The 23,331-nt window shown below is 69.5% G+C and carries 18 protein-coding genes; 1 reads left to right on the plus strand and 17 read right to left on the minus strand.

Annotation, left to right across the window (positions count from 1 at the left end; all coding sequences use genetic code 11):
• Positions 1 to 17 precede the first annotated feature (17 nt).
• The 6 genes from BLU04_RS00650 to BLU04_RS00670 are packed head-to-tail and all read right to left on the minus strand — an operon-like array spanning position 18 to position 6,422.
• Positions 18 to 1,244, minus strand: coding sequence for a glycosyltransferase family 4 protein (locus BLU04_RS00650; protein ID WP_093280921.1), 1,227 nt, complete (start codon positions 1,242 to 1,244; stop codon positions 18 to 20).
• Positions 1,241 to 2,278, minus strand: coding sequence for a glycosyltransferase family 4 protein (locus BLU04_RS00655; RefSeq protein WP_157894999.1), 1,038 nt, complete (start codon positions 2,276 to 2,278; stop codon positions 1,241 to 1,243). The genes BLU04_RS00650 and BLU04_RS00655 overlap by 4 nt, the downstream gene beginning before the upstream one ends.
• Positions 2,275 to 3,411 carry a hypothetical protein gene (locus tag BLU04_RS16175; protein WP_157895000.1) on the minus strand — a complete coding sequence of 379 codons (1,137 nt, stop codon included), beginning with the start codon at positions 3,409 to 3,411 and terminating at the stop codon, positions 2,275 to 2,277. The genes BLU04_RS00655 and BLU04_RS16175 overlap by 4 nt, the downstream gene beginning before the upstream one ends.
• Before the next feature lies 1 nt (position 3,412).
• The gene (locus BLU04_RS00660; RefSeq protein ID WP_093280926.1) at positions 3,413 to 4,561 is read right to left on the minus strand and encodes a glycosyltransferase family 9 protein; all 1,149 of its coding nucleotides are present in this window, start codon (positions 4,559 to 4,561) and stop codon (positions 3,413 to 3,415) included.
• A complete protein-coding gene (locus BLU04_RS00665) occupies positions 4,558 to 5,541 on the minus strand; it encodes a hypothetical protein (RefSeq protein WP_093280929.1) in 984 nt (327 codons plus the stop codon). The genes BLU04_RS00660 and BLU04_RS00665 overlap by 4 nt, the downstream gene beginning before the upstream one ends.
• Positions 5,541 to 6,422: a glycosyltransferase family A protein gene (locus BLU04_RS00670; RefSeq protein ID WP_093280931.1), complete on the minus strand. Its 882-nt coding sequence runs from the start codon at positions 6,420 to 6,422 to the stop codon at positions 5,541 to 5,543. Before BLU04_RS00670 ends, BLU04_RS00665 begins: the two co-directional genes overlap by 1 nt.
• Before the next feature lie 140 nt (positions 6,423 to 6,562).
• Between BLU04_RS00670 and BLU04_RS00675 the strand changes: the two genes are divergently transcribed.
• Complete coding sequence (locus BLU04_RS00675) at positions 6,563 to 8,143, plus strand: hypothetical protein (protein WP_093280934.1); 1,581 nt, start codon at positions 6,563 to 6,565, stop codon at positions 8,141 to 8,143.
• On the opposite strand, the gene BLU04_RS00680 is transcribed toward BLU04_RS00675, so the two are convergent.
• From BLU04_RS00680 to BLU04_RS00730, 11 genes are all read right to left on the minus strand, one after another.
• Positions 8,089 to 9,375: a glycosyltransferase gene (locus BLU04_RS00680; protein WP_093280937.1), complete on the minus strand. Its 1,287-nt coding sequence runs from the start codon at positions 9,373 to 9,375 to the stop codon at positions 8,089 to 8,091. The two genes, BLU04_RS00675 and BLU04_RS00680, sit on opposite strands and share 55 nt — an antisense overlap.
• Before the next feature lie 28 nt (positions 9,376 to 9,403).
• Positions 9,404 to 10,138, minus strand: a complete 735-nt coding sequence (locus BLU04_RS00685; protein ID WP_093280939.1) for a methyltransferase domain-containing protein — start codon at positions 10,136 to 10,138, stop codon at positions 9,404 to 9,406.
• 10 nt (positions 10,139 to 10,148) lie between these two features.
• Positions 10,149 to 11,192 (minus strand): polysaccharide deacetylase family protein, encoded by a 1,044-nt coding sequence (locus BLU04_RS00690; protein WP_093280942.1) that lies wholly within the window; start codon positions 11,190 to 11,192, stop codon positions 10,149 to 10,151.
• 96 nt (positions 11,193 to 11,288) lie between these two features.
• Positions 11,289 to 12,314: a glycosyltransferase family 2 protein gene (locus BLU04_RS00695; RefSeq protein WP_157895001.1), complete on the minus strand. Its 1,026-nt coding sequence runs from the start codon at positions 12,312 to 12,314 to the stop codon at positions 11,289 to 11,291.
• A gap of 3 nt (positions 12,315 to 12,317) precedes the next feature.
• Entirely contained in the window at positions 12,318 to 13,271 is a 954-nt protein-coding gene (locus tag BLU04_RS00700) for a sulfotransferase (protein ID WP_093280947.1), read from the minus strand.
• On the minus strand, positions 13,268 to 14,557 hold the full coding sequence (locus tag BLU04_RS00705) for an ABC transporter ATP-binding protein (RefSeq protein WP_093280949.1): 1,290 nt from the start codon (positions 14,555 to 14,557) through the stop codon (positions 13,268 to 13,270). Before BLU04_RS00705 ends, BLU04_RS00700 begins: the two co-directional genes overlap by 4 nt.
• 14 nt (positions 14,558 to 14,571) lie before the next feature.
• Positions 14,572 to 15,465, minus strand: coding sequence for an ABC transporter permease (locus BLU04_RS00710; protein WP_093280952.1), 894 nt, complete (start codon positions 15,463 to 15,465; stop codon positions 14,572 to 14,574).
• Complete coding sequence (locus BLU04_RS00715) at positions 15,462 to 17,675, minus strand: polysaccharide biosynthesis tyrosine autokinase (RefSeq protein WP_093280954.1); 2,214 nt, start codon at positions 17,673 to 17,675, stop codon at positions 15,462 to 15,464. Before BLU04_RS00715 ends, BLU04_RS00710 begins: the two co-directional genes overlap by 4 nt.
• A gap of 7 nt (positions 17,676 to 17,682) precedes the next feature.
• A complete protein-coding gene (locus tag BLU04_RS00720) occupies positions 17,683 to 18,903 on the minus strand; it encodes an SLBB domain-containing protein (RefSeq protein ID WP_093280957.1) in 1,221 nt (406 codons plus the stop codon).
• Positions 18,893 to 20,839 (minus strand): hypothetical protein, encoded by a 1,947-nt coding sequence (locus tag BLU04_RS00725; RefSeq protein ID WP_157895002.1) that lies wholly within the window; start codon positions 20,837 to 20,839, stop codon positions 18,893 to 18,895. Before BLU04_RS00725 ends, BLU04_RS00720 begins: the two co-directional genes overlap by 11 nt.
• Before the next feature lie 98 nt (positions 20,840 to 20,937).
• Complete coding sequence (locus tag BLU04_RS00730) at positions 20,938 to 23,241, minus strand: FecR domain-containing protein (protein WP_157895003.1); 2,304 nt, start codon at positions 23,239 to 23,241, stop codon at positions 20,938 to 20,940.
• Between the last annotated feature and the right edge of the window lie 90 nt (positions 23,242 to 23,331).

Consider the following 23,331-nt stretch of genomic DNA (forward strand, 5'->3'; position numbering starts at 1 on the left):
TCCCATCGCCTCCGCCGTCATAGCATCTCCCTTACTCCGGCGACGAGGCGGGAGCAATAGGCTTCCCACCGGAGCGCCGCCGCCCGCGCCTGGGCCGCCGCGCCGACGGCCCGCAGGCGGTCCCGGTCGGAACGGAGGAGGTCGAGGCGCGCCGCGATCGCCTCCGCCGAGCGGATCGGGACGAGGAACCCGTCGCGTCCGTCCTCGATCAGGTCGGGGGCCGCCGTGTGGGGCGTCGCGATCACCGCCATGCCCCGGCTCATCGCCTCGGGAATGACGAGGCCGAAGCCCTCGAAGAGCGAGGGGAAGACCAGGACGTCGTGCCGCTCCATCTCGGCCAGCACCCCCGCATGGGGAAGGCTCGGGATCCAGCGGCAGCCGGGGCGGGACAGGGCGGCGTCGAGGGCGGGACAGGGCCGGTCCGTCACCTTCCTCCCGATGACCGTCAGGGCGCATCCGGCCCCCGCCTGCTCCAGCGCGGAGAAAAGATAGGAAAGGCCCTTCCGCTGGCTGAGGGAGCCGACGTAGAGGACCCGGAGCGGTTCCGGAGCGGCGCTCCACGCCGTGCGGCGCGGCACCGGGGCATCGTCGCTCCCGCTCCCGTAGGGGATCACCGAGACCTTCTCCGGCGCGATTTCTCCCCGCAAGGTCTCCGCCGTGTAGGAACTGGCGACGAAGACCCGGTCGGCGAGGCTCAGTTCCTCCGCCTTCCGCGCGAGCTTCTCCGGCCCGTCGCCGAGGGCCGTCAACGTCGCGGCCCAGGCGGGCTCCCGCTCCCGCTCCTCGGCGGAGAGGTGGTGGAGCGGCTTCCAGTAGGCGATGGGGAGGTCGTAGAGAGTCCGCAGGCCCCGGCGGCGGGCGACACGGAACGAGGCGAGCGCCCCGTCCTCGTAGGCGTAGACCGCGCGGATGCCGGGCCGGGCGAGAGCCGCCGCCATCTTTCGATCGAGCGCGCCGTAGACGGCGTCGACATCGCACCAGGCGGGCGCGCGCCGCCCCATCCTGCCGTGGAGGAGCCGCGCCATTTCCCGCCAGGGCGAGGTCCGCACCAGCGCGGGGGGGAGTTCCGGCCACGCCCGCCGCTCCAGCTCCCGCCGCAGCGGGGCGGGGACGAGGGGGGCGGGGAACCGGTCCCCGCGCCACGCGATCGCGGTATGGAACTCGGAAAGGAGCCCGGCCTCGCAGAGCGCCCGGGCGGCGTGGCGGCTGTTCGCGTTCCCCGTCGGATGGCCCATGACGATCATCGCCGTTCCTCCAGCCGTTGGCGGAAGCAGGCCAGGTAGGCGTCGCCGATCCGCTCCCGCGTGAAGCGGGCGGCATGATCCCGCCACCGCTGCGGATCGGGGGCCGTCGCCGCGTCGAGGCCGCGAACCAAGGCCGCGGCCAAGCCGTCGACATCGCCGTTCTCGAAAAGGAATCCGCACGGCCCCACCGCCTCGGGCAATCCGCCGCCCCGCGAGGCGACGGCGACGCACCCGCAGGCGATCCCCTCGAGCGCGACGATCCCGAACGGCTCCGCCCAGCGCGAGGGGACGGCCAGCACCCGGTGGCGACGGAGGAGCGCCGCCACCGCCTCGGGCGGCTGGGACCCGGCGAACGCGACCTGCCCGGCGATCCCTTCCGCCGCGGCGAGGTCCCTCAACGCCCCCTCCTCCGGCCCCGATCCGACGACCGTCAAACCGATCGCGCGCCCCTCCCGCCGCAGCTTGCCCAAGGCGCGGAACAGGAGGTCGAACCCCTTGTCCGAAACCAGCCGCCCCACCGCGATCACCTCGCCGTCCCGGGTCGTTCCCGGAACGGAATGGAAGATCCGATCGTCATAGGGATTCGGGATCCGCTCCGAAGGGACGGGGAGGGCGGCGGCGATCGGCTCGCTGATCGCGATGGAGAAGGCCTTCCCGAGGGCGATCCGCTTCAGCCTCGACGAGAGGGAGAGCCCTCCTTGGGACAGCCACGTCTGATGGGTGATCACCCACGGTTTGGGGGAGGCGAACGGAAGGAGCTGCGGCCAGCCCGTCCGCAGGCTGAGATGATTGTGCCAGACGAGGTCGGCCCGGCCGATCTCCCGGAACAAGGTCGAGGCCGAGGGACGGCGGATCACCTCGTAGGGGAACGCTTCGCCGCCCGCTTCCGCCCCGGTCTGCGTGAGGACGGTCACCGCGTGGCCGCGCCGGGTGAACTCCTCCGCCAGCAGCCGCGTCGCCGTTTCGAGGCCGCCCCGGGACGGAGCGAAGGCGTGCGAGGAGACCAGCAACCTCATCGTGGCCGTCTCGGTCATAACCCGCCCCTCCGCAGCAAGGCCGCGACCTTCGACGCGATCCGCTCGGGCGCGCCCTCGCCCTCCCACCACCGGCGGCCCGCCGCTCCCACTTCGGCAAGACGGCGGCGGGTCGGCGGGGCCGCGTCGAATTCGTCCGGGGAGAAAAAGTGGAATCCGGCGAGGAGCGGCGCGGCGTCCTCCGCATCGGCGGCCAGGACGGGGCAGCCCGCAGCCATCGCGCTCAGGACGGTCGTCGACTTGCCGATCAGGCAGGCGCGGTAGCCGGTCAGGTAAAGGTCGGCCCCCGCCAGAACCGGGGCGATCTCGGCCTCGGGGAGATCGTGCCGCCGCTCGACCCGCGCGGCGTCGATCCCGCATTGGCGCAAGGCCGCCGCCTCCGCCTCGCCATCGGCAGCGACGGCAGCCCGTCCCATCACGATCACCTTCCCGATCTTCCCCGCCGCGTTCCAGCGCCGCAGCAGCCCCCGATGGGCGCGGAGGGCGAGGAGCCGGGTGAACGGGAGGCCGTAGAGCAGGAGCCGAAGAGGCTCGTCCTCCTCCCGCGCCGGGCGCGTCATCCCGGCGGCGGGACGGAGGCCGAAGCCCGATATGGGGCCGGAAACCTTCGCGACCCCTCTCGTCTGGAGGCCCCGCAGGAGCCGGTCGTAGCAGCCGACCGTCGTGTAGGCCGCCGTCGCCGTGCGGAGCAGGTCCCGGGCGATCCGTTTCTGGAACGGCGCGGTATAGAAGGCCTTTTTCCAGAACGGCCCCGTCGCCCACATCTCGTGATAGACGATGACGAACGGAATCTCCGCCTCGCGCAAGGCCCCGACCGCCCGGGCCAGCCAGAACGGCAACCCTTCCCGGTCATAGCCGTAGCCGACGTAATGGAGCAGGACCCGGTCGACAGGACCGCACCGGTCGATCGCCTCGCGCAGGCCCTCGGCGGTACGGGCCCCGTCTTCACTGCCGAGGGCGACCGTCCCCGGCGGCGTCCCCTCCCCGGCGCGCCAGCCCGGCGCGGCGACGAGGAAGACGCTCTCGATCCGCTCGTTGCGCCGCAGTTCCTCGGCGAGGTTCATCGCGTAGAGGCCGACCCCTTCCCGCACCGGCGGCAGCTGGGGGACGATATGGCAGACCCGGAGGCTCATGCTATTGCGCCTCCTCCCCGGCGGGGAACAATTCCCGGTAGCGGGCGTAGACGGCTTCCGGCCCCGGGAGCGGCTTCCCCTCCCCTTCCTCGCGGCCCATCACGTGGCTCCAGCCCGGATAGCCCCATTGCCGCAGGTGGTCCCGCGCCGAGGGGTAGGTCTCCCCGAGGAGGACGAGGGCCGGACGGCGGAAGGCGGCGGCGGCGTGCATCGCCATGCTCGAATTGCAGAAGACAAAATCGCTCCCCGCGATCAGCGCGAGGGTTTCCCGGAGGGAGAGTTTTCCCGCGAGGTTGGATCGGGATCCCTGGGCCCCGGCCGCGGCGGCGATCTCCTCCCCCGCCGCCTCGTCCCCCTTCCCGCCGATCACGGCGAGGGTCGCCCCGTCGGCGACGAGGCGGCGGGCCAAATCCCGGTAATGGGCGGCGGGCCACGCCTTCGCCGGGAAGCCCGCGCCGGGGGCGACGACGAGGCGGAGGCCGCGCCTTGGGACCTCCGCGAGGGCGAGAAACTGCCACCGCGCCTCCGCCGCCGCACACTCCTCCCGCGTCAGGAAAAGCTGGGGCCGGTTCTCGGGGAAATCGGCCCGGGGGAGGCCGAGGAGTCCCGCCAGTTCGAGCGCCGCCGCGCCGACATGCTTCGCCCCGTCGTACCGGAGGGCGAGGCCCGGGCCGTAGCCGCCGTCGCCGCCCGCGTAGCCCTCGACGCCGACGCGCCGGGGGATCGCCGCCCGGCTGAGGAAGAGCGCGCCGTAGAACGTCCCCGTCACGTCGATCCCGACGTCGTACCGCTCCGCCCGGACCCGGCGCAGGTCGGGCGAATCCCACAGATAGCGGAGTTTCCCGGCGACGCCCGGATCGGGCTCGACCTTGTTGTGCCAGGGGGTCCGCATCGTCTCGACGCGGCTGAGATGGGGGTTCCCCTCGAGGAGCGGGACGGCCCACGCGCCGACCCCGGCGACGATCTCGGCGTGCGGCCACAGGCGGCGCAGGGCCTCGAAGAGCGGCGTCACGACGAGGAGGTCGCCGAGGTCGTTGCACCGGTGGACGAAGACCCGGCGCGGGCCGGTCGCGTCGGCCGGGGAACGGTCTCCCTTCCGGCCTGCCGCGACCGCCAGGATCGCCCGCTTCGCCGCGGCGGAGCCGATCATCGGCCCAACCCCTTTTTGCGAAGGGAGGAGACCACCCGGCCCAGCGCCAGGTCGGCCTCGCGCAGGGAGGCCCAGAAGGGGACCCCCTCGCCGAACGGACCGCGGCCCGGCGCCATCTTCCAATAGGCCATCTCGGCCGCGCCGACTTCCCGGCCGAGCAGCGAGGGCCAGAGGAAAGGCCGCCGCCACGGCTTGCGAGGGCCGAGGGTGTGGGGAAGGATCATCCGTCCCGGCGCGAAGCCCATCGCCGAGGCGGGGGCGAACTCGACGGGCTCCTCCGTCAGCATCAGGGCGACGTTGAGCGAATCCTGGTCGGCGGCGTGGAACGGCCCCGGCTCGGCGGCGCACCAGCGTTGCAGCCCACCGACCGAGGGGGCGATCGCCTCGACCAGGTCGCGCCACAGGGTGAGGAAGCCGAGCCGCTCCCGACGGAGGCCGATGAAGCCGCCGTTCGCGTAGAGCCCCTCCCGCGCCGCGCCCGTCGGCCCGGGGAAGGCGTAGCCGCTCCCCCGCTCCGCCTCGTTCTGGAAGAACCGCCGCCAGCCCTCGCGCTTCGGCGCGTCGAAGGGGAGCCTCCCGTTCACGTCCTCGCAGACCGCGATCGCCCGGTCGATCCAGGCGTCGAATTCGGACCAGGGCGCGTCGACCATCGCGTCGACGTCGATCAGCGCGATCCGGTCGAACGGCTCCATCTCCTCCCCGGCCACGCGGAGGAGGAACTCGGGCTTGTAATGGGTGAGGTGGTAATCGGTCTCGACCTCGAAGAGCGAGAAGGCGAAGCCGCCCTCGGAGCGCCCGTCGGCCCGCTGCGCCCACATCGGGGCCTGCCCCCGGTAGCCGATGCGGAAGACCCCGCGGAAACCCGAGGCGGCGAGGGAATTCGCCAGCGCCGACGCGCCGCACCAGTAATCGCCCTCGCAGAGGGTCGCGACAATCGTCCGGCCCAAGGAGGAGGGGGAGGAATGGGAAGGGAGGTCCATCACGCTTTCCTGGAAATCATCTTATGCCGGATCGTGTTCCAGCCCATCTTCAATCCCTCGCCCACGCCCGCGAAGGGGCCGCCGTCGGCGATCAGCGCGTTGCGGATCGTCCAGAAGACGACGCGCAGCTGGACCGACCGCGCCCGGTGCCCGATCGCCCCGAGGGTCCCGCCCGTGCGCTCGACTTCCTCCCAGAACCGGAGCCGTCCCGAGGTCAGGTAGACCAACCCGGATCGCGCCCCGCCCGAGGCGACCGCGACGAGGGCCCGCTCCCCCCGGGCCGTCCGGAAGCCGAGCCCCGGACGGAGCGCCTTCCAGACGACGTGGGCGTCCTCGGCCCCCTCGAAGCGGCCGTCGTAGCCGCCGATCCGCCCGAAGGCCTCCCGCCGCCACACCAGCGCCGCCGGACGCCAATCGACGTCCCCGGCGACGCCGAGGGCGCGGAAGAGTTCCCCGAAGACCGCCGTGTCGATCCGGTTCTCGCTCCACGACTCCCCGTCTCCCTTGCCCTCGCAGGCGAAGGGAAGGAAAAGGAGGTCGGCCTCGGGCGGCGCGAACGTCGGCGGAAGGGGAAGCGGGAGATCGTCCCCGTCGACGTGGGCCAGGAAGGGGGCCGAGGCGAGGGCCGCCCCGTGGTTCCGGGCGCCGGAGCGGCCCCGGTTGATCCCCTCCTCGACGAAGCGGGCCTGCCGCCCCACCGCCGTTTGGCGCAGCGCGGCGGGTGCCGGATCGCCCTCCGCGTCGTTGACGAAGATCCACTCCACGCGGGGATCGGCGAGCGCCGGATCGTCGATCCAGCGGGCGATGCAATCCCATTGCCGATAGACCGTCACGATCCGGGTCAGCAGGGGCGCGGAAGCGGTCGGAACGGTCGGGTTCATTCCGCGCCATCATGAAGAAGCGGCTTTCGCCGCGCAACCCTCCAATCCTCCCCATTTTTCCCTTCTTTCGCCGCCGGAGGGAGGCCTTCCCCCTTCCTTGTCTTGCCCTCGACGCTCCGCTTTCGGTAGCCTCCGGGTAGATGGCATCGAAGCGTTCTCCCTTCCTCCGCGATGCCCGGATCTTTTGCCTCGCGGCGCTCCTCGCCCACCTCGGCCTCGCGCTGATCGGATGGAACCGCCCCCTCCTCGACCACTACGCATGGCGGCAAACCCAGACGGCGATCACCGCCGCCTACCTCCCGATCGACGGCTACCGGCCCGCCTACAGCACGCCGATCTTCGGCGCGCCCGCCGCCGCCCCGCTCGAGTTCCCCCTCTATGCCGCCCTCGCCTCCTCGATCTCCCGCCTCGGCGGCTGGCCGCTCGACGCCGCCGGACGGGGCCTCTCGCTCTTCGGCTTCCTCGCGGCGGCGGCGGCGGCGGCGGTCCTGATGCGGCGCTTCGTCCCGGTCCTCGGCCCCGAGGCGCCCTGGATCGCCCTCGGCCTCCTCTTCCTCTCGCCCCTCTACATTTTCTACTCCCGCGCCTTCCTGATCGAGACGACGGCCCTCGCCCTCTCGCTCTTCTTCCTCGAGGCGCTCCTCCGCAGCGCCGAGTCCCATCCCTCGGTCCCCGGGCGGCGCCTCCTCTGGGCCGGGGCCGCGTTCCTCCTCGGCACCCTCGCCGGGCTCACGAAGGTCACCGTCCTCCTCATCGCCTGCGCCCCCGCCGCCGCCCTCCTCGTCGAGACCGCCTTCCGGCGCGGCAGCCTCACGCCGGTCGCCCACCCCTTCCTCGCCCTCGCGGGAGCCGTCGCCGCCTCCTACGCGTGGGTCCATTACACCGACGTCGTGAAAGCGGCGAATCCCCTCGCCTCGGCCATCCTCTCGTCGAAGAGCCTCGTCTCCTGGAACTTCGGCACCTCCGCCCAATACCTCTCCCCGGCCACGTACCGCCATTCGTTCGACCGCGCCCTCCCGGCGATCTTCGGGATGAAATACACCCTCGTCCTCTTCGTGCCGCTCTTCGTCGCCCTCCCCCGGATGCCCCTCCGGCTGGGGCTCCTCGGCCTCGGCTTCCTCGCCGGGCCCCTCGTCTTCCTGAACCTCTTCTTCGTCCACGAATATTACTGGACCGAGAACGCCCTCTACCTCTTCCTCCCCCTCGGCGCCCTCCTCGCCTTCGTCCTCCGCCGGTTGAGTTCCCCGTGGCTGATGCGCGCCGTCCTCCTCGCCGTCGCCCTCCTCATGCTGAACGGCTACCGGACCCAGTTCCTTCCGCTCCAGAACCGGACCGATACCGACGCCCTCGCCCTCGCCGCCGCGATCGAGGAGCATGTCCCCGCCGAGAACTTCGTCCTCTACCTCGGATACGATTACGATCCCTCTCTCCCCTATTACTCCCACCGCCGCGCCCTGATGGACGGGGGGATGGCGGGGAGCCGGGCCTTCGAGGCGACCTACCAGGCGACGGGGCCCGAACGGATCGCCGCCGCCGTCGTCACGGCCGAGGAAGGGAAGCGGGAGGAGACGGTGGCGCGCCTCGCCGCCCTCGGCTTCGCGCCCGAGCCCGCCTATAGCTCGGCGAGCGGTGCACTCTTCATAAAGGTCCCGACCGCGACCCCCGCTCAGGTGCCGACGACTCCGGCAGTCCCGACTCCGCCCCCGGCCAGCGCGCCGTAAAGAGACTCATAGCGGTCGACCATCGTCTCCTCGGAGAAATGGGTGACGGCCCACTCCCGCCCCGCCCGGGAGATCGACTCCCGCAGATCGTCCCCGCCATCGAGAGCCTTCTGCAACGCGAGACCGAGGGCCTTCCCCGTGATTTCCCCGGCCAGCCAGCCGTTGACGCCGGGGACGATCTGCTCCGTCACCCCCTGCGTCGGCGTGGCGACGATGGCGCAGCCCGCCGCCATCGCCTCGAGGATCACGCAGGGGAAGTTCTCCCCCGCCGAGGCGAAGAGGAAATAATCGGCGGCCCGGTAGAAATCCTGGAGCCGCTCTCCGACGGCGTAACCGACCTCGACGCAATCGAGACCGGGAGGAAGCTCCCCCCGCGCCCACGCCGCCGCGCCGCCGACGAGGACGACCTGGATCCCGCGCGGGTCGATGGAGCGGAGGGCCTCGGCCATCTCGGGGAAGCCCTTGTCGCGGTTCCGGTAGTCGCGATTCACCATGAGGATCGTCCGTACGGCGGGATCGACGCTCAGACCCAGGGAAGCGCGGAACGCGGCATCGCGGCGTCGATCGCCCCCCTGCGCCCAGTCCATCCCGATGCCGTTGTGGATGCGGGTCACCGCCCACCGCGCCGAGACGGGGCTCCGCCCGATGAGCTTCAGCGAATGGTCCGAGACGGCGACGGCGTGGATCGGGGCGTCGGAGAGCCAGCGCCGCTTCGCCGCGAGCTGCTCCGCCGTGATGTCGACGCCGTTCATCGGCCATTGGTCGAGGTGGGGGCACTCCCCGCAGGCGTCCTGGTAGCGTTCGCAGCCGAGGGGGTGGGCGCAGCCGCCCGTCACCGGCCAGTGGCTGTGGATCGTCCAGCAGACCGGCTTCCGGCGGGCGAGCCAGGCGAGGCTCTCCAGCGTCGCATACTCGCCGTGGAAGCTGTGGAGGTGGACGACGTCGAAATCGGACGAGGCGAGGCGGCGGAAGGCCCGGTCGCTCCACGGGAGGACGGGGGCGAGGGCCTCGACCCGGGCGCCGAGGCGGCTGTTCCGCAGGTAGCTGAGCGCGCGCGGATAGAGCGGGCGGACGCCGTCACCGAGGGGATAAGTCTTCTGCAGGCCGACGAAGAGGCGGGTCCGGTGGCCCCGCTCCTCCATGCCGCGCCGCAGCTGGGCCGTCACCGTCTCGGCCCCGCCGAGGCGGTAGCAGGTGTTGACGAAGGCGATGTTCAGGCGGGTGCGGGGCATCGCCGTTCCCTTTCGGTTTTCCCGGTCCTCACGCCCGCCGCACGACGCGGCCGCAGACCTCGACGGCGAAGCGATTGTCGTCGACGAGGAGTTCCCGTTCCGTCATGTCTTCCGCGGCGAGGCCCCGGATCTCGGCCGCCGAGGTGAGGGAATTGCCGTATCCCCGGATCGCCGCCGCGCCGGGGCCGAAGTCCTTCTCCAGCGCCAGGCCGAGGCCGACCGGCGTGAAGCGCCAGAACTCGATCCACGGCATGTCCTTCGCCGCCGCCATCGACATCTGCGGGACGGCGACGAGGAGGACGCCGCCCGGCTTCAGCATCCGGTGGAACTCGGCGAGCATCGCCGGATAATCGCCGACGAGGTGGAGGACATGGGTGCAGAGGATGCAGTCGAACGCGGCCGAGGGGACGGCGTTCGGCTTCGTGAGGTCGGCGACGATCGTCGCGGCCCGGTTCGTCGCCTCGAGGTCGACGATGTCGAGCTTCGTCACCCGCGCCCCGCCGTGGCGGGTGGCATAGCGGTCCTCGGAGAACTCGAGCACGTGGCCGCCGATGTCGGCGGCATGCTCCTCGATGAAGCGGTCGAGGTACCAGCGGTGGATCGGCGTCCCCCGGCCCCAGCCCCAGAAGCCATCGAGCGGGCGGGTGCCGAAGCCGAAGAGGAGCCTCACCCAGGGCCGGAAGCGGAAGCGCGCCAGCCGGTTCCGGAGCCGGATGCCGGGACTGTCGACGGCGGGACGGCCCTCATCCTCGGTGATGCGCATGGGTTCCCTTTTAAAGAAGGCGGTTCAGTTCGTACAGAAATTCTTTCTGGCTCCACTCGTAGGCGAAGAAGCGGGGAACGGAGAACGGATCGGTCCCGCGCCGGACGTAGCCGCCCGAGGCGGTGAAGCCGCACGTGACCCCGGCTTCCCGGGCGGCCCGGGGGGCGGCCTCGCCGACCGAGGCCGGATCGCCGTAGGGATAGGCGATCATCCCGACCGAGCGGCCCAGAAGCGCCTCGAGGTCCCGCTTGCTCCCCTCGATCTCCTCCCGCTGGGCGGCGGGGGGAAGCGCGGCGAGCCGGGGATGGGTCATCGTGTGGGCCCCGATGGTGAAGAGCGGATTCCGGGAAAGGTTCAGGAGCTCGGTCGCGGTCATGGTGCGCCGGTTGGAGCGGACCTCGCGGACGAGGCCGAAGTCGGACCATTCCGCGACGGCGTCGAGCCGCGCGATCTGCTCCTCGCGGGGGAGCTGCTTCAGCATCCGGGAGAGCCGGAGGAAGAGCTCGCGCCGTCCCTTGGAGATCCCGCGCGGGAAGACCGCCCCCTCGGCGGGAAGATCCTCGCGCCCCGCGTCATTGGCCTCCCAGACGAACGGCTCCGCCCAGGCGGGCGCGAACCGGTCGGGCAGCCTCACCGGGGCGAGGACGAGCCGCTCGAGATCGTCCCACCAGAATTCGTCCCGGTTCTCGATCATCCCCGAGGTCACGAAGAAGGCGGCGGGGACCCCGTGCCGGATGAGGATCGGGGCGGCCTCCAGGGCGTTGTCGGCATAGCCGTCGTCGAAGGTCACCGCCACGGCGCGGCGGGGAAGCGGCGCGCCGCCGAGGAGGGAGTCGGCGATCTGGTAAAGGGAAACGGGACGGAATTTCCTCCGGAGGATCTCCATCTGCGCGTCGAACGTCGCCGGGGTGACGGCGAGGCGGTAGGGATCGCTGCCCGGGGGAAGCGTCGTCACCCGATGGTAGGCCAGGATCACCGCATCGCCCTGGAGACGGTGCCACAAGGCCTTCCCGAAACGGGGAAGGAGGGGACGTAGGAGATCGCGCCAACTCATGCTTTTACTTTGATCCCGCCGACGGGAAGGGTGCCCACCAGTAGAGGGCAATCGGGGGGCGTTAGCAATCCGGGATCGAAGAGGCTTTAGAGCCTGTTAGCGATGCATGACCGAGTTCCCCTTCGAGGGGGGAACCGGTTTCCGGCCCCTCCCGAGGAACCCCGTCACGCGGTAGAGAAAGGGAAGATGGAGGAAGAGGGCGACCCGGAGGAAGTCCTTCCACCGCGCAGGCTCGCCCACGCGGCAGAGGGCCTCGCGGAACGTCGCCGCGAGGGCGCTCCAGCGGAGGCCGGAGCGGCGGCGTTCCTGCGCCAGCGCGCCCCAGAGGCGGGCCATCCCCCGGCGGTAGACCGGTCCTTGGACGACTTCGCCGAAGTTCCGCCTCAGCTGCGTCAGGCACTCCACCTGGGACTCCCACATCTCCAGCTCGCCCGATCCCTGGTAGAAGCCCTCGGGACGGGAACGGTAGGCCGACATCACCTCGTCGAGGAAACCGCACGCGCCGCTCCGGCAGAGAAGGAGCCACGAGGCGAGGTCCTCGTGGGGAAGCTTCGGAAACCAGGCGGGGAGCGGGGCCAGCCCCGCCCGGCGGAACATCACCGCCGAGGTCGGCAGGAAGGGTCCGTCCTCGAGGAAATCGTCGAGGCCGTAGACGGGCCGGTAGTGGGCCGGGCCGTAGCGTTCCGTGAGGATGCCGCCGTCGTCGGAAAAGAGCGCCGTCCAATGGGCGCAGAAGGCGAGTTCGGGATGGGCGTCGAGGAGGTCGACCTGCTTCTGGAGCTTCGCCGGATCGGTGTAGTAGTCGTCCCCGTCGAGGCGGGCGACGTATTCCCCCCGGCAATGGGGGAACGTCGCCGCGAAGTTCCGCACGCAGTTGCCGCACCGCTCCACGTGGAAGACGGGCCGGACCCGGCCCGGGTACCGCTCGGCGTATTCGGAGATCATCTCCCGCGTCCCGTCCTTGGAATTGTCGTCGCCGACGACGACCTCGAACTCGAAGGAGGTGCGCTGCATCAGGACGCTCTCGATGGCCTGCCGGAAATAGGGAGCGAACCCCGGCGAGGTCATCATCATCACGGTCACCTTGGGCGCGGCACCGCTCACGGGAGTCACGGCTGTCACAACTTACAGCTTCGAGGAAAGATTCATGAACCGGTAGCCCATGTGGAGGGCCTCCTTGCGGAGGCGGAGCTTGAGCCGGACCGCCAGGGAAACCGCGCAGCGGGAAAGGGCGTTCCCCCACCAGCCGGGCGCGGCGTAGCCGAGCTCGCACAGGAGGCCGCCCGCCGCCGCGTCGATCTGGCCCCGCCGGAAGATGTTGAAATCGTCGCGCCACCCCTCGGCCTTCCCCCGGCGGTAGTGCTGGGCCGGGTAGGCCGCCTTGGAGTCGGTCGCCTTCTTCCGCAGGGAGTCGATCCGGTTCGCCTCGAGGAAGGCGGCGATCTCGGCGTCGGTCGTCGGCAGGCCGAGGAAGTCGAAGACGCGGCGCAGTTCCCCGGCCCCGTCGCGGAGGAGCGCCTCGTAGCGGACCTCGGCGTAGCGGGGGGCGATCTCGGGACGGGCCCCGGCCTCGCGGCAGGCCCGGACGTAGCGGACCCACTCGGCGGCCGCCTGCGGCACCGTCCCCGCGCCGAAGTGCATGGAGCGGTTCGCCGCCACCATGGAGGAGACGACGTCGCGCCCGTCGCGGATGATGTGGATGAACTTCGCCTTCGGGAGGAAGTGGGCGATCATCGGCATGTGGAGGGCGTTGTCGGGGCTCTTGTCGAGGATCGCCGAGGCGGCGGGCTTCCCCTCGAGGACCGAGGCGTAGCACCGCTCCAGGAACTCCCGCAGGAAGGCGTCGAACTGCTCCTCCCGCCACAGGTGGGCGAGGCCCCGGCTGATCGAGGAGACGACGCCCTGCTCCTGCTCTTCCTTCCAGTGATAGCGCCAGGAGTTGAGGTAGCTCTCGAACATCGTGAGCTCGAAGGTCGACGCCACCTGCGGATGGGAACCGATGAGGTATTGGAACCATGTCGTCCCGCTCCGGGGGGAGCCGACGACGAAGATGAACTGCTTTTCTTCCAGGAGGCTCATGAGAGTCGGATTTCGAGGTCGGTTGAAGGTTCCGGCCGCTCCAATCGCTCGACCCGCCACGGCATCTGCGGGCGGACGACGCCGACGCGCGGGCCGTGCCAGCCCCCGGCGCGGGGCTCGGTCTCCTCGACGCGGAAAGAGAAGATCCCCTCCTGGAGATGGATGATCTCGGTCGAGTTCTCGACGATCAGGAGGTTCGCCGCGTAGAGGTCGATGTTGAGGAAGCGGGCGGGGATGACGAGGGTCGAGCGATATAGCCCGGCCTCGATCCGGTCGAAGCCCGCGACGTGGTCGTCGGCCGTCCCCGTGCCGAAGGCGAGGATCCCCTCCTCGTTGAAGAAGTGGAGCGTGGTGTCGAGCCGCTCGAAGGAGCGCGACGTCTCGACCTCGATCGTCACCCGAACGGGCCGCTCGACGGCGATCCCGTCGAACCCCTCGGCGGGATCGCTGTTCTCCACCCGGATCGAGCGGATCTTCGCCCCGCCCGCGCCCGGGGCCTCGGCCGCCGTCCAGCGGCGGGAGACGGCGCGGGCGTCGGGCCGCACGAGGTAGCGGTTGATCACCTCGCCCGGCGCGCCGTCCCCGGCCACCCGGCCCTGCTCCATCCAGAGGGCGCGGGAGCAGAAGCTGCGGACGGCCACCATGTTGTGGCTGACAAAGAGGATCGTCCGGCCGCTGCGGCTCGCCTCCTCGAGCTTGCCGAGGCACTTCTTCTGGAAGGAGCTGTCTCCGACGGCGAGGACCTCGTCGATGATCAGGATGTCGGGCTCCAGGTGGGCCGCCACCGCGAAGGCGAGGCGGACGTACATGCCGGAGGAATAACGCTTCACCGGCGTATCGACGAATTTCTCGATGCTGGAGAAGGCGACGATCTCGTCGAACCGGGCGACGATCTCGCTCCGCTTCAGGCCGAGGATCGCGCCGTTGAGGAAGATGTTCTCGCGGCCCGTCAGGTCGGGATGGAAGCCGGTGCCGACCTCGAGGAGCGAGGCGACCCGGCCCCGCATCACCGCGACGCCCGACTCGGGCTCGGTGATCCGGGAGAGGATCTTCAGGAGGGTCGATTTCCCCGCCCCGTTCGCCCCGATGACGCCGAGGATCTCCCCCTGCTTCACCTGGAAGGAAACGTCGCGGAGGGCCCACAGCTCGCGCTTCTCGCGGGCCTCCCGGCCCTTGCCGCCGCGGCCCCACCAGAGCTCGAGCGTCTCGCGGATCGACTGCGCCCGCATCTCGCCGAGGAAATAACGCTTCGAGAGGTTCTCAACTTCGATGACGGGCTGGGACATGGCGATAGGGAAGGCTAGACCGTATCAATATAGGAACGCTGGACCCGTTCAAAGCACAGAATCCCCGCCGCCAGCAGGACGACCGCCTCGGCGAAGACGAGCAGCACCGTCCCCGCCGCAAGGTGGCCGGTGCCGAGGAGGCTGTAGCGGCCCAGCTCGACGACGCCGCTCATCGGGTTGAGGGCGAAGAGCCACCGCCATTTCTCGGGCGCCTGCGTGAGGGGATAGACGATCGGAGTGACGTAGAAGAGGAGCTGGGAGAAGAGCGGGATGAGGTGGTGGAGGTCGCGGAAGCGGACCGTCATCCCGCAGACCAGCAGCCCCATGCCGAGCCCGATCATCATGACCGCCGCGATCGAGGCGAGGAGGAGGGGGAGGCCGAGGAGCGGCATCCCGATCGACATCCCCGCCCCGAGGCGGACCTTGTAGTAGAGGAAGAGCGCCCCGAAGAGGAGGAGCTGGAGGAAGTAGTTCAGCAGGTTGCCGAAGACGGCGGCCAGCGGGACGATGAGGCGGGGGAAGTAGACCTTGCCGAAGAGCTGGGCGTTCGACGTCAGCGTCACGCTCGTCGTCTGGAAGATGCTGAGGAAGAAATTCCATCCGAGGAGCCCGGCCATGTAGAAGAGCGGGGGCGGCACGCCGTCGGTCGGGATCTTCACCACGCTGCCGAAGACGACGCCGAAGACGAGGATCGTGACGAGCGGCTGGAAGAGGAACCAGACGGGGCCGAGGATCGTCTGCTTGTAGCGGGCGACGAAATCGCGCCGGACGAGGGTCCAGAGCAGGTCCCGGTATTCGACGAACTCCCGCCAGTCGAGCCAGCGGATGCCGTCCTTCCGCTCGATCCGGATCTCATGCGGGACGGAGCTCGGATCAGAGCTCGAGTCAGAGCTCTTCTGGGCCGTCATAGCTTGGAGCCGTCCTTGCCGCGACGCGGCGTGCCGGGGGCACCCTCGATCACCTCGTCCTTCGGGCGGTAATACTCGTAGTAACGGTAATAATAGTAGTAATCGGGGAGGAGCGCGTTGACCGAGTTCAGAACGAGGCCGAGGACGTTGACCTGGCGATGGTAGAGCTGGTCGAGGGCGTTGCGGGCGGCGCGGGCCGAGGTCATGCTGGCGCGGAGCACGAAGATGGTGCCGTCGATCTTCGGCGCGAGGCTGGTCGCGTCGTCGGCGGCCATGACGGGCGAGGTGTCGAAGATGATGTAATCGAACTCGTTGTACATCTCCCGGAGGATCCCGTCGGTGATCGGGGAGAGGAAGAGCTCGGCCCCCTGCGAGGTGTACTTGCCGCAGACCATGACGGAGAGGTTCTTGTGCTTCGAGGGGACGACGGCCTTCCGCCAATCGGCGCCGTGGAGGAGGACGTCGGTGAAGCCGAGGGGGGCGTCGATGTCGAGGAGGCGGTTGAGGCCGCCTCGGCGCAAGTCGGCGTCGACGAGGAGGACCCGCCCCTCGAGCATGGCGAGGGTGATGGCGAAGTTGGTCGCCACCGTGGTCTTGCCTTCGTCCGGGCTCGCGCTGGTGAAGAGGATCGTCCGCGGCCTCGCCCCGTCGACCTCCATGAACATGAGGGCCGACCGCAGGTTTCGGAACGATTCGCTGTAGGTGTGCCGATCATCCCCCGGCTGGATGAGGCGGCGGTTCGAGCGGTCGCCGAGGGAGACCTCGAAGGGCATCTGGCCGAGGATCCGCTCGGAGAAGTAATCGCGCAGCTCGGTCGTCGAGTTGATCCGGTCGTCGAAGCGGTCGATGATGAAGAGGATCGCCATGCCGACGATGAGGCCGCCGAGGCCCGCCGAGAGGAGGCGGACCTGGTATTGGTCCTTGATCGAGGTGGCGTCGGAGGGCGGCTCCATGAGGGTGAACCGCTGCTCGTCGAGGCGGCGGTTGAGGTCGATCTTCTGGACGCTCTGGAGGAGGCTCTCGTAGAGGCTCTGGTCCATGCTCCGCTTGCTCTTGAGGCGCTCGAACTCGGCGAGCTTCGCCCCGAGGGAGATCGCCTTCGGCTCGTACTCCTTCACCATCGCCTCGAGGTGCTGGATCTCGAGGGCGAGGGTCTCGCGGCGGACGTTCGCCTCCTCGATGTTCTGTTCCTTGGAGAGGGTGATGGATCGCTTCAGGTCGGCGATCTGGGCGGCCAGGGCGACCCGCTTCGGATGGGCCGGGCGGAGGTATTCCTCTTCCTCCTTCATCTGGGTCTCGAGTTCGGTGATCCGCTCCTGCGCCTTCTGCTGGGCCTTGAAGAACTCGGTCGTCGCCGCCGCAAGGCGCATCCGGCTCTCCTGCTGGCTGTTGCTCGCCCCGGCGACGACGGGGAGGCCCTGGAGGTCGCCCTGCTTCGCCGTCAGCTTCACGAGGAGATCGTACTCGTTCCTCCGATCGACGAGCTGGTTGTTCAGCTGGGCCAGATGGCTCCCGAGGCTGCTCCCCTGTTCCTGGAGGAAGACGATGTTGTTCGCCTTCTGGAAGCCGAGGACGTCGTCCTCGTCGGTCTGGAGGGTCGCCTCGGCCTTGGTCAACTCGTCGGTGATGTCCTTGATCGCCCGGTCCTTGTCGTCGACCTTGATGTCGTGCTGGAGGGCGATGTAGGCGTCGATGTCGGCCTGGAGGAAGTCCTTGGCGAACTGGGCGTCGGAGCTCATCGCCCGGATGATGAGGATCGGCGTGCTGCCGAGGGGGTGGACGTCGATGCGGACGTCGGACTCGACGAAGCCGGGGTTCTTCGCCTTCAGCGCGTTGATCGCCGCCGTGTAGACCTTCTGGCTGGTCATGAGGGCGATCTGCGTTTCCATGTAGTTGCCGACCTCGGTGGTGCTGACGGAGCTCTCGGTGACGTTGATCTTAGTGTTGATCATCAGCCGCGCGGTCGAGGCGTAGTTCGGGACCTCGTGGGCGATCTTGTAGGCCTGGATGGCGATGCCGACGGCGGTGCAGAAAAGAAGGATCCACCAGAACTTTTTGACCAGCAGCTTGTACCGGTGGAGGCGGGACATGAAGGTCCCGGGGACGCGTCCCCCGGCCTGCGACATCGCCGCCGTCATCGGGGACGACGGGGCCTGGGGCGGGGGGAAACCGCCGGGCGTGCCGGGAGCGGAGGGAGGGATCGGTTCCATGGCCGCTTTAGAAATTGAAGACCTTCTGGGTTACGATCACCCGATCGTTGGCCTGCAGGGGGATGTCGAGATCGTCCCGCCCTTTCTCGAGAATTTCAAGGACATCGACGAAAATCTCCTCGCGGTCGACGCTTCCCTCCTTCTGGCGGAGGATGCGGACCTTGTGCCGGTCGGCGAAGGGGGCGAAGCCGCCCGCCTGGAGGATGGCCCGGCTCACGTTGAGCGGATCGGCGTTGGCGGGGGGGAGGATCTGCTCGCCGGGGGAGTTGACCCGGCCGAGGACGAGGATGCGGGCCCGCTTCGCGTCGGCGAGGACGGGGATCGTCACGACGTCCTGGGGGCGGAGGAGGATGTCGGAGGGGCCGTTGGGCTGGTCGAGGATGTCGGTGATGTCGAGGGTGATCGTCTTTTCCTGGTCGTCGATTTCCTTGCGGAGGATGGTGACCCGGGTCTTGTCGGCGGTGTCGGTCAGGCCGCCCGCGTTGAGGATCGCGCGGCTGATCCGGGTGCCGGTCTTCGGCGCGATGCTCTGCTGGCCGGGATTGCGGATCTGACCGTAGATGTAGAAGGCCCCCCGGCTCTGCGCGATGTCGTCGATCAGGATGAGGGGGGTGGCGCGGAAATAGAGCTCCTTTTCGAGCGAGGCCTTGAGGCTCAGCGCGAGCTGGCGGGGCGTCTTGCCGTAGATGTTGACGCGGCCGAGGTAGGGGACGTCGACCTCGCCGAGCTCGTTCACGGTCAGCCGCTTCGGCGGATCGCGGTCCTCGATCACCTGGTAGGTGAACTGGTCGCCCGCGCCGAGGCTCGTCTTGTCGTCGAGCGCGTCGAGCTGGGCCTTGGCTTCGGCGTCCTTCGGCAGCGGGATGCGGGTGAGGGTGCCGTCGCCGCCGACGGTCGGGATCGGGATCAGGGAAAGGGGCGAGGAAGGATCGCGGAGCGCGCCGAAGTTCAACCGGCCCGAGGGGAGCGAGGGCCGGTTCGACGGCATCGTCGGCAGAAGGGGGGAGATCGCCGGGGGCGGGGTCGAGGAAGCCGCCGGGGAGGGAGAGGAGGACGGGGCGGCCGGAGAAGAGGGGGCCGGGGCCGGGGCGGGAGCGGGGGAAGCCGGATCGGCGGCCCGGAGGGAGAGGCCGCCCGCTTCCAGCCAGAGGAAACCGAGGAGAACGATCGCGGGCAGGACTCCCGCGCCCTCCCCTCCCCCGGATTTCCGGCTCCGCTTAAAACGCATAATCGACGCTGAACGTGAGCAGATTCTGCTGATACTCGTTCGACTGAATGGTCGAGTCCTTCCACGTGTAGCGGTAGGTGGCCGAGCCGGAGAGGCGGTCGCCGAAGGCGTGGGTGACGCCGACGCCGAGGCCGTAACGGTCGATGTCTTCCCCGCTGTTGGAGCCGCCGACCGCGTGGGCGTTCTGGTAGAAGAAGTCGCTCCCGATGGTCCAGTTCGGGAGGAACTGGTAGCTGGGACGGAAGGCGACCGTCGTGGTGTCGAGGAGGTCGCTCGACGTGCCGAGCTGGGTGCTCCGGCCCGCCTGGACGGTGTAGGAGACGACCGAGTTGAGCTTGTGCTGGAAGATCACCGAGTAGTAGAGGCTGGTGCCGGGGTCGGGCTGCGTGTCGAAGATGTATTGGCTGAAACCGGCCGTGGCCGAGATCGACATGAAATCGGAGATCCGGTGAGTGATGAACGGCCCGAGCGACATGTTCCAGAAATTGTCCTTGCCCATCCCGATGGTCGAATTCGGGTCGGAGGTGTCGGTGAACTCGGTCCGGTTGAGGGTCGCGGAGACGCCCGCCGTCGTCGACTCCGAGAGGACGAAGGTCCCGGCGAGGGAGAAGTTGTGGCTCTGGTTGTCGAGGCCGCCGAATTCCTGCTGGGGATGGATGGAGAGGCCGTAGCCGTACCCGGCGTTGAGGGTCATGTAGCCGAGGTCCCACGCCGCGTTGAGGCCCATCGTGTTCTCGAAGACCTCGAAGGCGTTCACCCCCTGGACGTCGACGACGTTGATCGGGGCCGACTGGAAGCCGAAGTTGTCGAAGAGGGTGATGACCACGTCGTCTCCCGCGAGGATGCTGAAGGAGAGGCTCGATCCGGGGCTCATGTTCAGCGTCGAGAGCGGGGAGAACGAGCCACCGTTCTTCAGCCAGTAGGTGTAGGCGATGCCGAGGTCGAGGTTGATCTGGTTCGTCGTCACGCCGTTCACGACGGTGAGCGGGATCTTGAGGTTGAGAGTCGTCCCGGGCGTGATGCCGAAGTCGGCCTTCTTGTCGGTGTTGGAGAGGGCGATGTTGTCGTTGAACTCGGCCCGGATGCCCGCGTTGAGGCGGACGAGGGCGGGCCCCGCCTTGATGTTGTAATACTCCTGGTCGGGCGGGCGGGGGGCGCGCAGCGGGGGCATCGTGGAGCGGAAATTGGGCTGCGCCCCCGCGACCTGGGGAACCGCCGCCCGCATCCGGGGGGCGTCGTCGTTCGTTGCCGGGGCCTTGCCGCCGAGCGTCGCGGTCTTCGGGCTGGCGGAGGGGGGGCTATCGGTATCGGTGATGACGAGCGGGCCGGGGCCTTCGAGGTGGAGGTCGGTCCCCATCGAATCCATCAACGCCGCGTCGGAGGCGCCCGGGAGCGCATTGTCGGCAGGCGAGGCACCCGAGGGGGCGGAGGCGACGTTGGAATTGGTCTTCGGCGTCGTTCCGGCGGCTTTTTTGACCCCGTTGGTGCCGGTGGCTCCATTGGCGGCGGTCGAGGTCGTGCCGGGCCGGGCCGTGGCGGGATCGGTACCCGCCGCGTTCCCGGGCGTCGAGCCGGTGCTGCCGACCGAGGGGGAGGCCGCCACGGGCGGAGCGTCGTAGACGGAGGACATCGAATCGCGTTTCGGCTTTTTCGCGGTCGCCGTCGCCGACGAGCCGCCGGAGGGGGAGACCGAGGGAGCGGCGACATTCCCGTCGCCGCGCAGCGGGACGTTGGGATTCATCATCCGGGGCGTCACCGCCGTGTAATTGGCGTCGGCGGGAACGAGATTGGTCCGCGGAATCAGGACCTGGGGGGCGGGGAGATGATCAGTCAGTTCCTGCGCCCGGGCCTTGCCATTCGGGAAGGCACCCAAAAAGAAAATCCCGACGACCCCGCACCACACCCGATGAGAGGGGCGAACGCGTGAAAGCGGCATGGAAATCCGAAACGGGTACACGGCGAAAAGCGGGATTTTACGGTGAATAGTGTAAGAAATAAATCCCCTGTCAATGACTTAAACGCATTAACTATTTCTCAATTACTGACCGCCGACGGCACGGTGGGAAGGTTGACAGGCAGAATAAGGGACGCCTGGGTGGGGTCTTCCCACGCGCTATAGAGGGAATAAGGATCGTGATAGACCGACGATTGCGGGATCATTTCGCCCTTCAGGACCGGCTCTCCGGCCGTCCCATCGACCCCGCCCTGCTCGGCCACCTGCGCGACGGTCCGCCCGTCGTCGCTGCCTCCGGCAGTCGAGTCGGCACCCGCGCCCGTGGGGCCGGGAACCGCGGCAAAGCCGGGCGTCCCCGCTCCCGCCGAGGCGACCACCGCCGCGGAAGCGGAAGTCCCTGCCGCCGAGTTGGCCGTATTCCCGGGCGTCGAGGGCGCTCCGTTCGCGCCCGGCGCTGCGGGCGTTCCCGTGGCTCCGGGAGCGTTCGCCGCGAGAGCCGGGTTCCCCGCGGGATTCGCATTCGGGTTGTTGAGACCGGCTGCGGTCTCCGCGGCGGCGAGCGTCGCGACGCTGCGGCCCTGGTAGGCGTAGTCGAGATCCTGCACCTGGTATTGGCCGGAAACGCCGACGCTGACGACGGTGATGGGGGTGTCAGCGGGACCGCCGGGAAGCGGGGTGATGCGGACGCGGACGCCGTCGAGCGATTGCCCGGCGAAGTCGAGCTTGGCCTCGGAGAAGCCTCCCTTCGTCGTCGTCGTCGCGAGGACCTCGCCCTCATCGGGCGGGGTGGGGACGATGCCGCCGGGGACGAAGACCTGGTCGACGCCGTTGCGGAGCGGACCGGCCCCGGCCCCGACGGGGCTCTGATCCCACGCCTTCTGGATGACGAAGGGCTGGACGGCGAGGTTCGAGCCGCCCGCACCCGCCGCGCCGCCCGAGCCGATCGAGGTCGATTCGCCGGGGTGGAGGGTGTAGGTCTCGCCCGTCGTCGTCGAGTTCACCTGGACGCCGTCGGCGCGGCTCGTCTCGAGGAGGCTGATCGTGCTGGCGCCGTTGAGCTTCACCTCGGCGATGATCGTCGTGCCGGTGATCGTGGCGACCGACGACGGCGTGATGAGGCGGCCGCCGCCGCCCGGCGTGAAGACCTGCCAGAGGACGGTGCCGCGGAGGACGCTGACCTCGGCCCCGGCGGCGGTGCCGATGCGGAGGGTGACGCTGCTGTTCGGCCCGACGCGGAGGAGGGACTTCCCGTCAATGTCGAGCTCGGCGGAGGAGTTGAAGCTGGTCCGCAGGACGCGGCCCGGGAGGAGGACGTCGCCCGGCTTCGCGGGGGACTGGCCGGTGCCGTCGATCGAGAGGGTCTCGACAACGCCGCTGACGCGCGTCACGGTCGCGATGCCGGAGGAGGGGGTGACCGGCGGCGGCGGGGAGGCCCGGATCAGCTCGACGCGGGCAGGCGGCCCCGCCATGACGATGGAGGCGCTGGAGACTTTCCGCTTCCCCTTGAAGTCGAGGTCGACCGTCGGCGCGGGGTCGGCGGCGTTGAAGGTGTAGCTGGAGCCGAGGGCGTCGGCGATCATCTGGTTCGGCTCGGAGCCCTTCGCGCCGGAGCTGACGCGGGAGACCCGGGTGCCGGAGGAGATGTTCGCCATGTCGACGGAGACTTCCTTCGTCGGCGGCAGCGCGGGGGTGCCGCCGGGGGCGCCGCTCTTCGGCGTCGCGGCGAGGCCGCCGGGGGCGGGCGGAACGGCGGGGCCGTCCTTCTTCTCGTCGCCGACGCGGACCGCGAAGTCGAGCGCCGAGGCGAGGCCGTAGACGCCGAGGCGGGCGATGCGGCCGGGGCGGACGACGCGGAACTCGATCTGGATGAACTTCGCCATCTGGGGCTGGAAGACGGCGTAGTTCACCATGCTCGGTCCCGCCAGGGCGTTCTCCTGCTTCGTGGGGGGCGTCGGCTGGAGCTGGGGGTCGGAGGCGCCGATGAGGACGTTGAAGGTGCCGGTCGCCTCCATGTTGACGAAGGCGACGCGGTTCACCGGCATCGGCTTCGCGAGGGTGATCGTGATGCTGTGGAAGCCGGGGGCCAGCTCGAGGCCGTCGAAGCTCGAGGTGAGGAGGGAGGAGACGTCGAGGGTCCCTGCCGCCGTCGCCGGAGGGGGGAAGCCGTTGATCATCCGGAGGCCCGCCGACTGGTTCACCCGGATGCGGGTGCCGAGGAGCTGCTGGGCGAGGTTCTTCGGATAGAGATGGCCCTGGGACATCTGGCCGCGGGGCGGCACCTGGGCGGCCTGTTGGGGGGTCTGGGGAAGCTGGGTCGGGGGCGGAACGGTCGATTGCGCCTGGAGCGGGAGCGGGCCGGCGAAGGAGGCGGCGAGGCCGACCATTAAAAGACGAAGGGCCACTTCCCGCAAGGAAAGCGTCCAACCCCGATTCATCCGATGTTGCCCTTGTTTTTGCATTTTTACGTAATTCTA

This window comes from Verrucomicrobium sp. GAS474, assembly GCF_900105685.1.
Lineage (GTDB): Bacteria > Verrucomicrobiota > Verrucomicrobiia > Methylacidiphilales > GAS474 > GAS474.

Bases quoted from the DNA above. Each gene is read 5' to 3' on its own strand.
- BLU04_RS00650 (WP_093280921.1), bottom strand. From the start codon at position 1,244: ATGATCGTCATGGGCCATCCGACGGGGAACGCGAACAGCCGCCACGCC.
- BLU04_RS00655 (WP_157894999.1), bottom strand. From the start codon at position 2,278: ATGACCGAGACGGCCACGATGAGGTTGCTGGTCTCCTCGCACGCCTTC.
- BLU04_RS16175 (WP_157895000.1), bottom strand. From the start codon at position 3,411: ATGAGCCTCCGGGTCTGCCATATCGTCCCCCAGCTGCCGCCGGTGCGG.
- BLU04_RS00660 (WP_093280926.1), bottom strand. From the start codon at position 4,561: ATGATCGGCTCCGCCGCGGCGAAGCGGGCGATCCTGGCGGTCGCGGCA.
- BLU04_RS00665 (WP_093280929.1), bottom strand. From the start codon at position 5,541: ATGGACCTCCCTTCCCATTCCTCCCCCTCCTCCTTGGGCCGGACGATT.
- BLU04_RS00670 (WP_093280931.1), bottom strand. From the start codon at position 6,422: ATGAACCCGACCGTTCCGACCGCTTCCGCGCCCCTGCTGACCCGGATC.
- BLU04_RS00675 (WP_093280934.1), top strand. From the start codon at position 6,563: ATGGCATCGAAGCGTTCTCCCTTCCTCCGCGATGCCCGGATCTTTTGC.
- BLU04_RS00680 (WP_093280937.1), bottom strand. From the start codon at position 9,375: ATGCCCCGCACCCGCCTGAACATCGCCTTCGTCAACACCTGCTACCGC.
- BLU04_RS00685 (WP_093280939.1), bottom strand. From the start codon at position 10,138: ATGCGCATCACCGAGGATGAGGGCCGTCCCGCCGTCGACAGTCCCGGC.
- BLU04_RS00690 (WP_093280942.1), bottom strand. From the start codon at position 11,192: ATGAGTTGGCGCGATCTCCTACGTCCCCTCCTTCCCCGTTTCGGGAAG.
- BLU04_RS00700 (WP_093280947.1), bottom strand. From the start codon at position 13,271: ATGAGCCTCCTGGAAGAAAAGCAGTTCATCTTCGTCGTCGGCTCCCCC.
- BLU04_RS00705 (WP_093280949.1), bottom strand. From the start codon at position 14,557: ATGTCCCAGCCCGTCATCGAAGTTGAGAACCTCTCGAAGCGTTATTTC.
- BLU04_RS00710 (WP_093280952.1), bottom strand. From the start codon at position 15,465: ATGACGGCCCAGAAGAGCTCTGACTCGAGCTCTGATCCGAGCTCCGTC.
- BLU04_RS00715 (WP_093280954.1), bottom strand. From the start codon at position 17,675: ATGGAACCGATCCCTCCCTCCGCTCCCGGCACGCCCGGCGGTTTCCCC.
- BLU04_RS00720 (WP_093280957.1), bottom strand. From the start codon at position 18,903: ATGCGTTTTAAGCGGAGCCGGAAATCCGGGGGAGGGGAGGGCGCGGGA.
- BLU04_RS00725 (WP_157895002.1), bottom strand. From the start codon at position 20,839: ATGCCGCTTTCACGCGTTCGCCCCTCTCATCGGGTGTGGTGCGGGGTC.
- BLU04_RS00730 (WP_157895003.1), bottom strand. From the start codon at position 23,241: ATGGTCGGCCTCGCCGCCTCCTTCGCCGGCCCGCTCCCGCTCCAGGCG.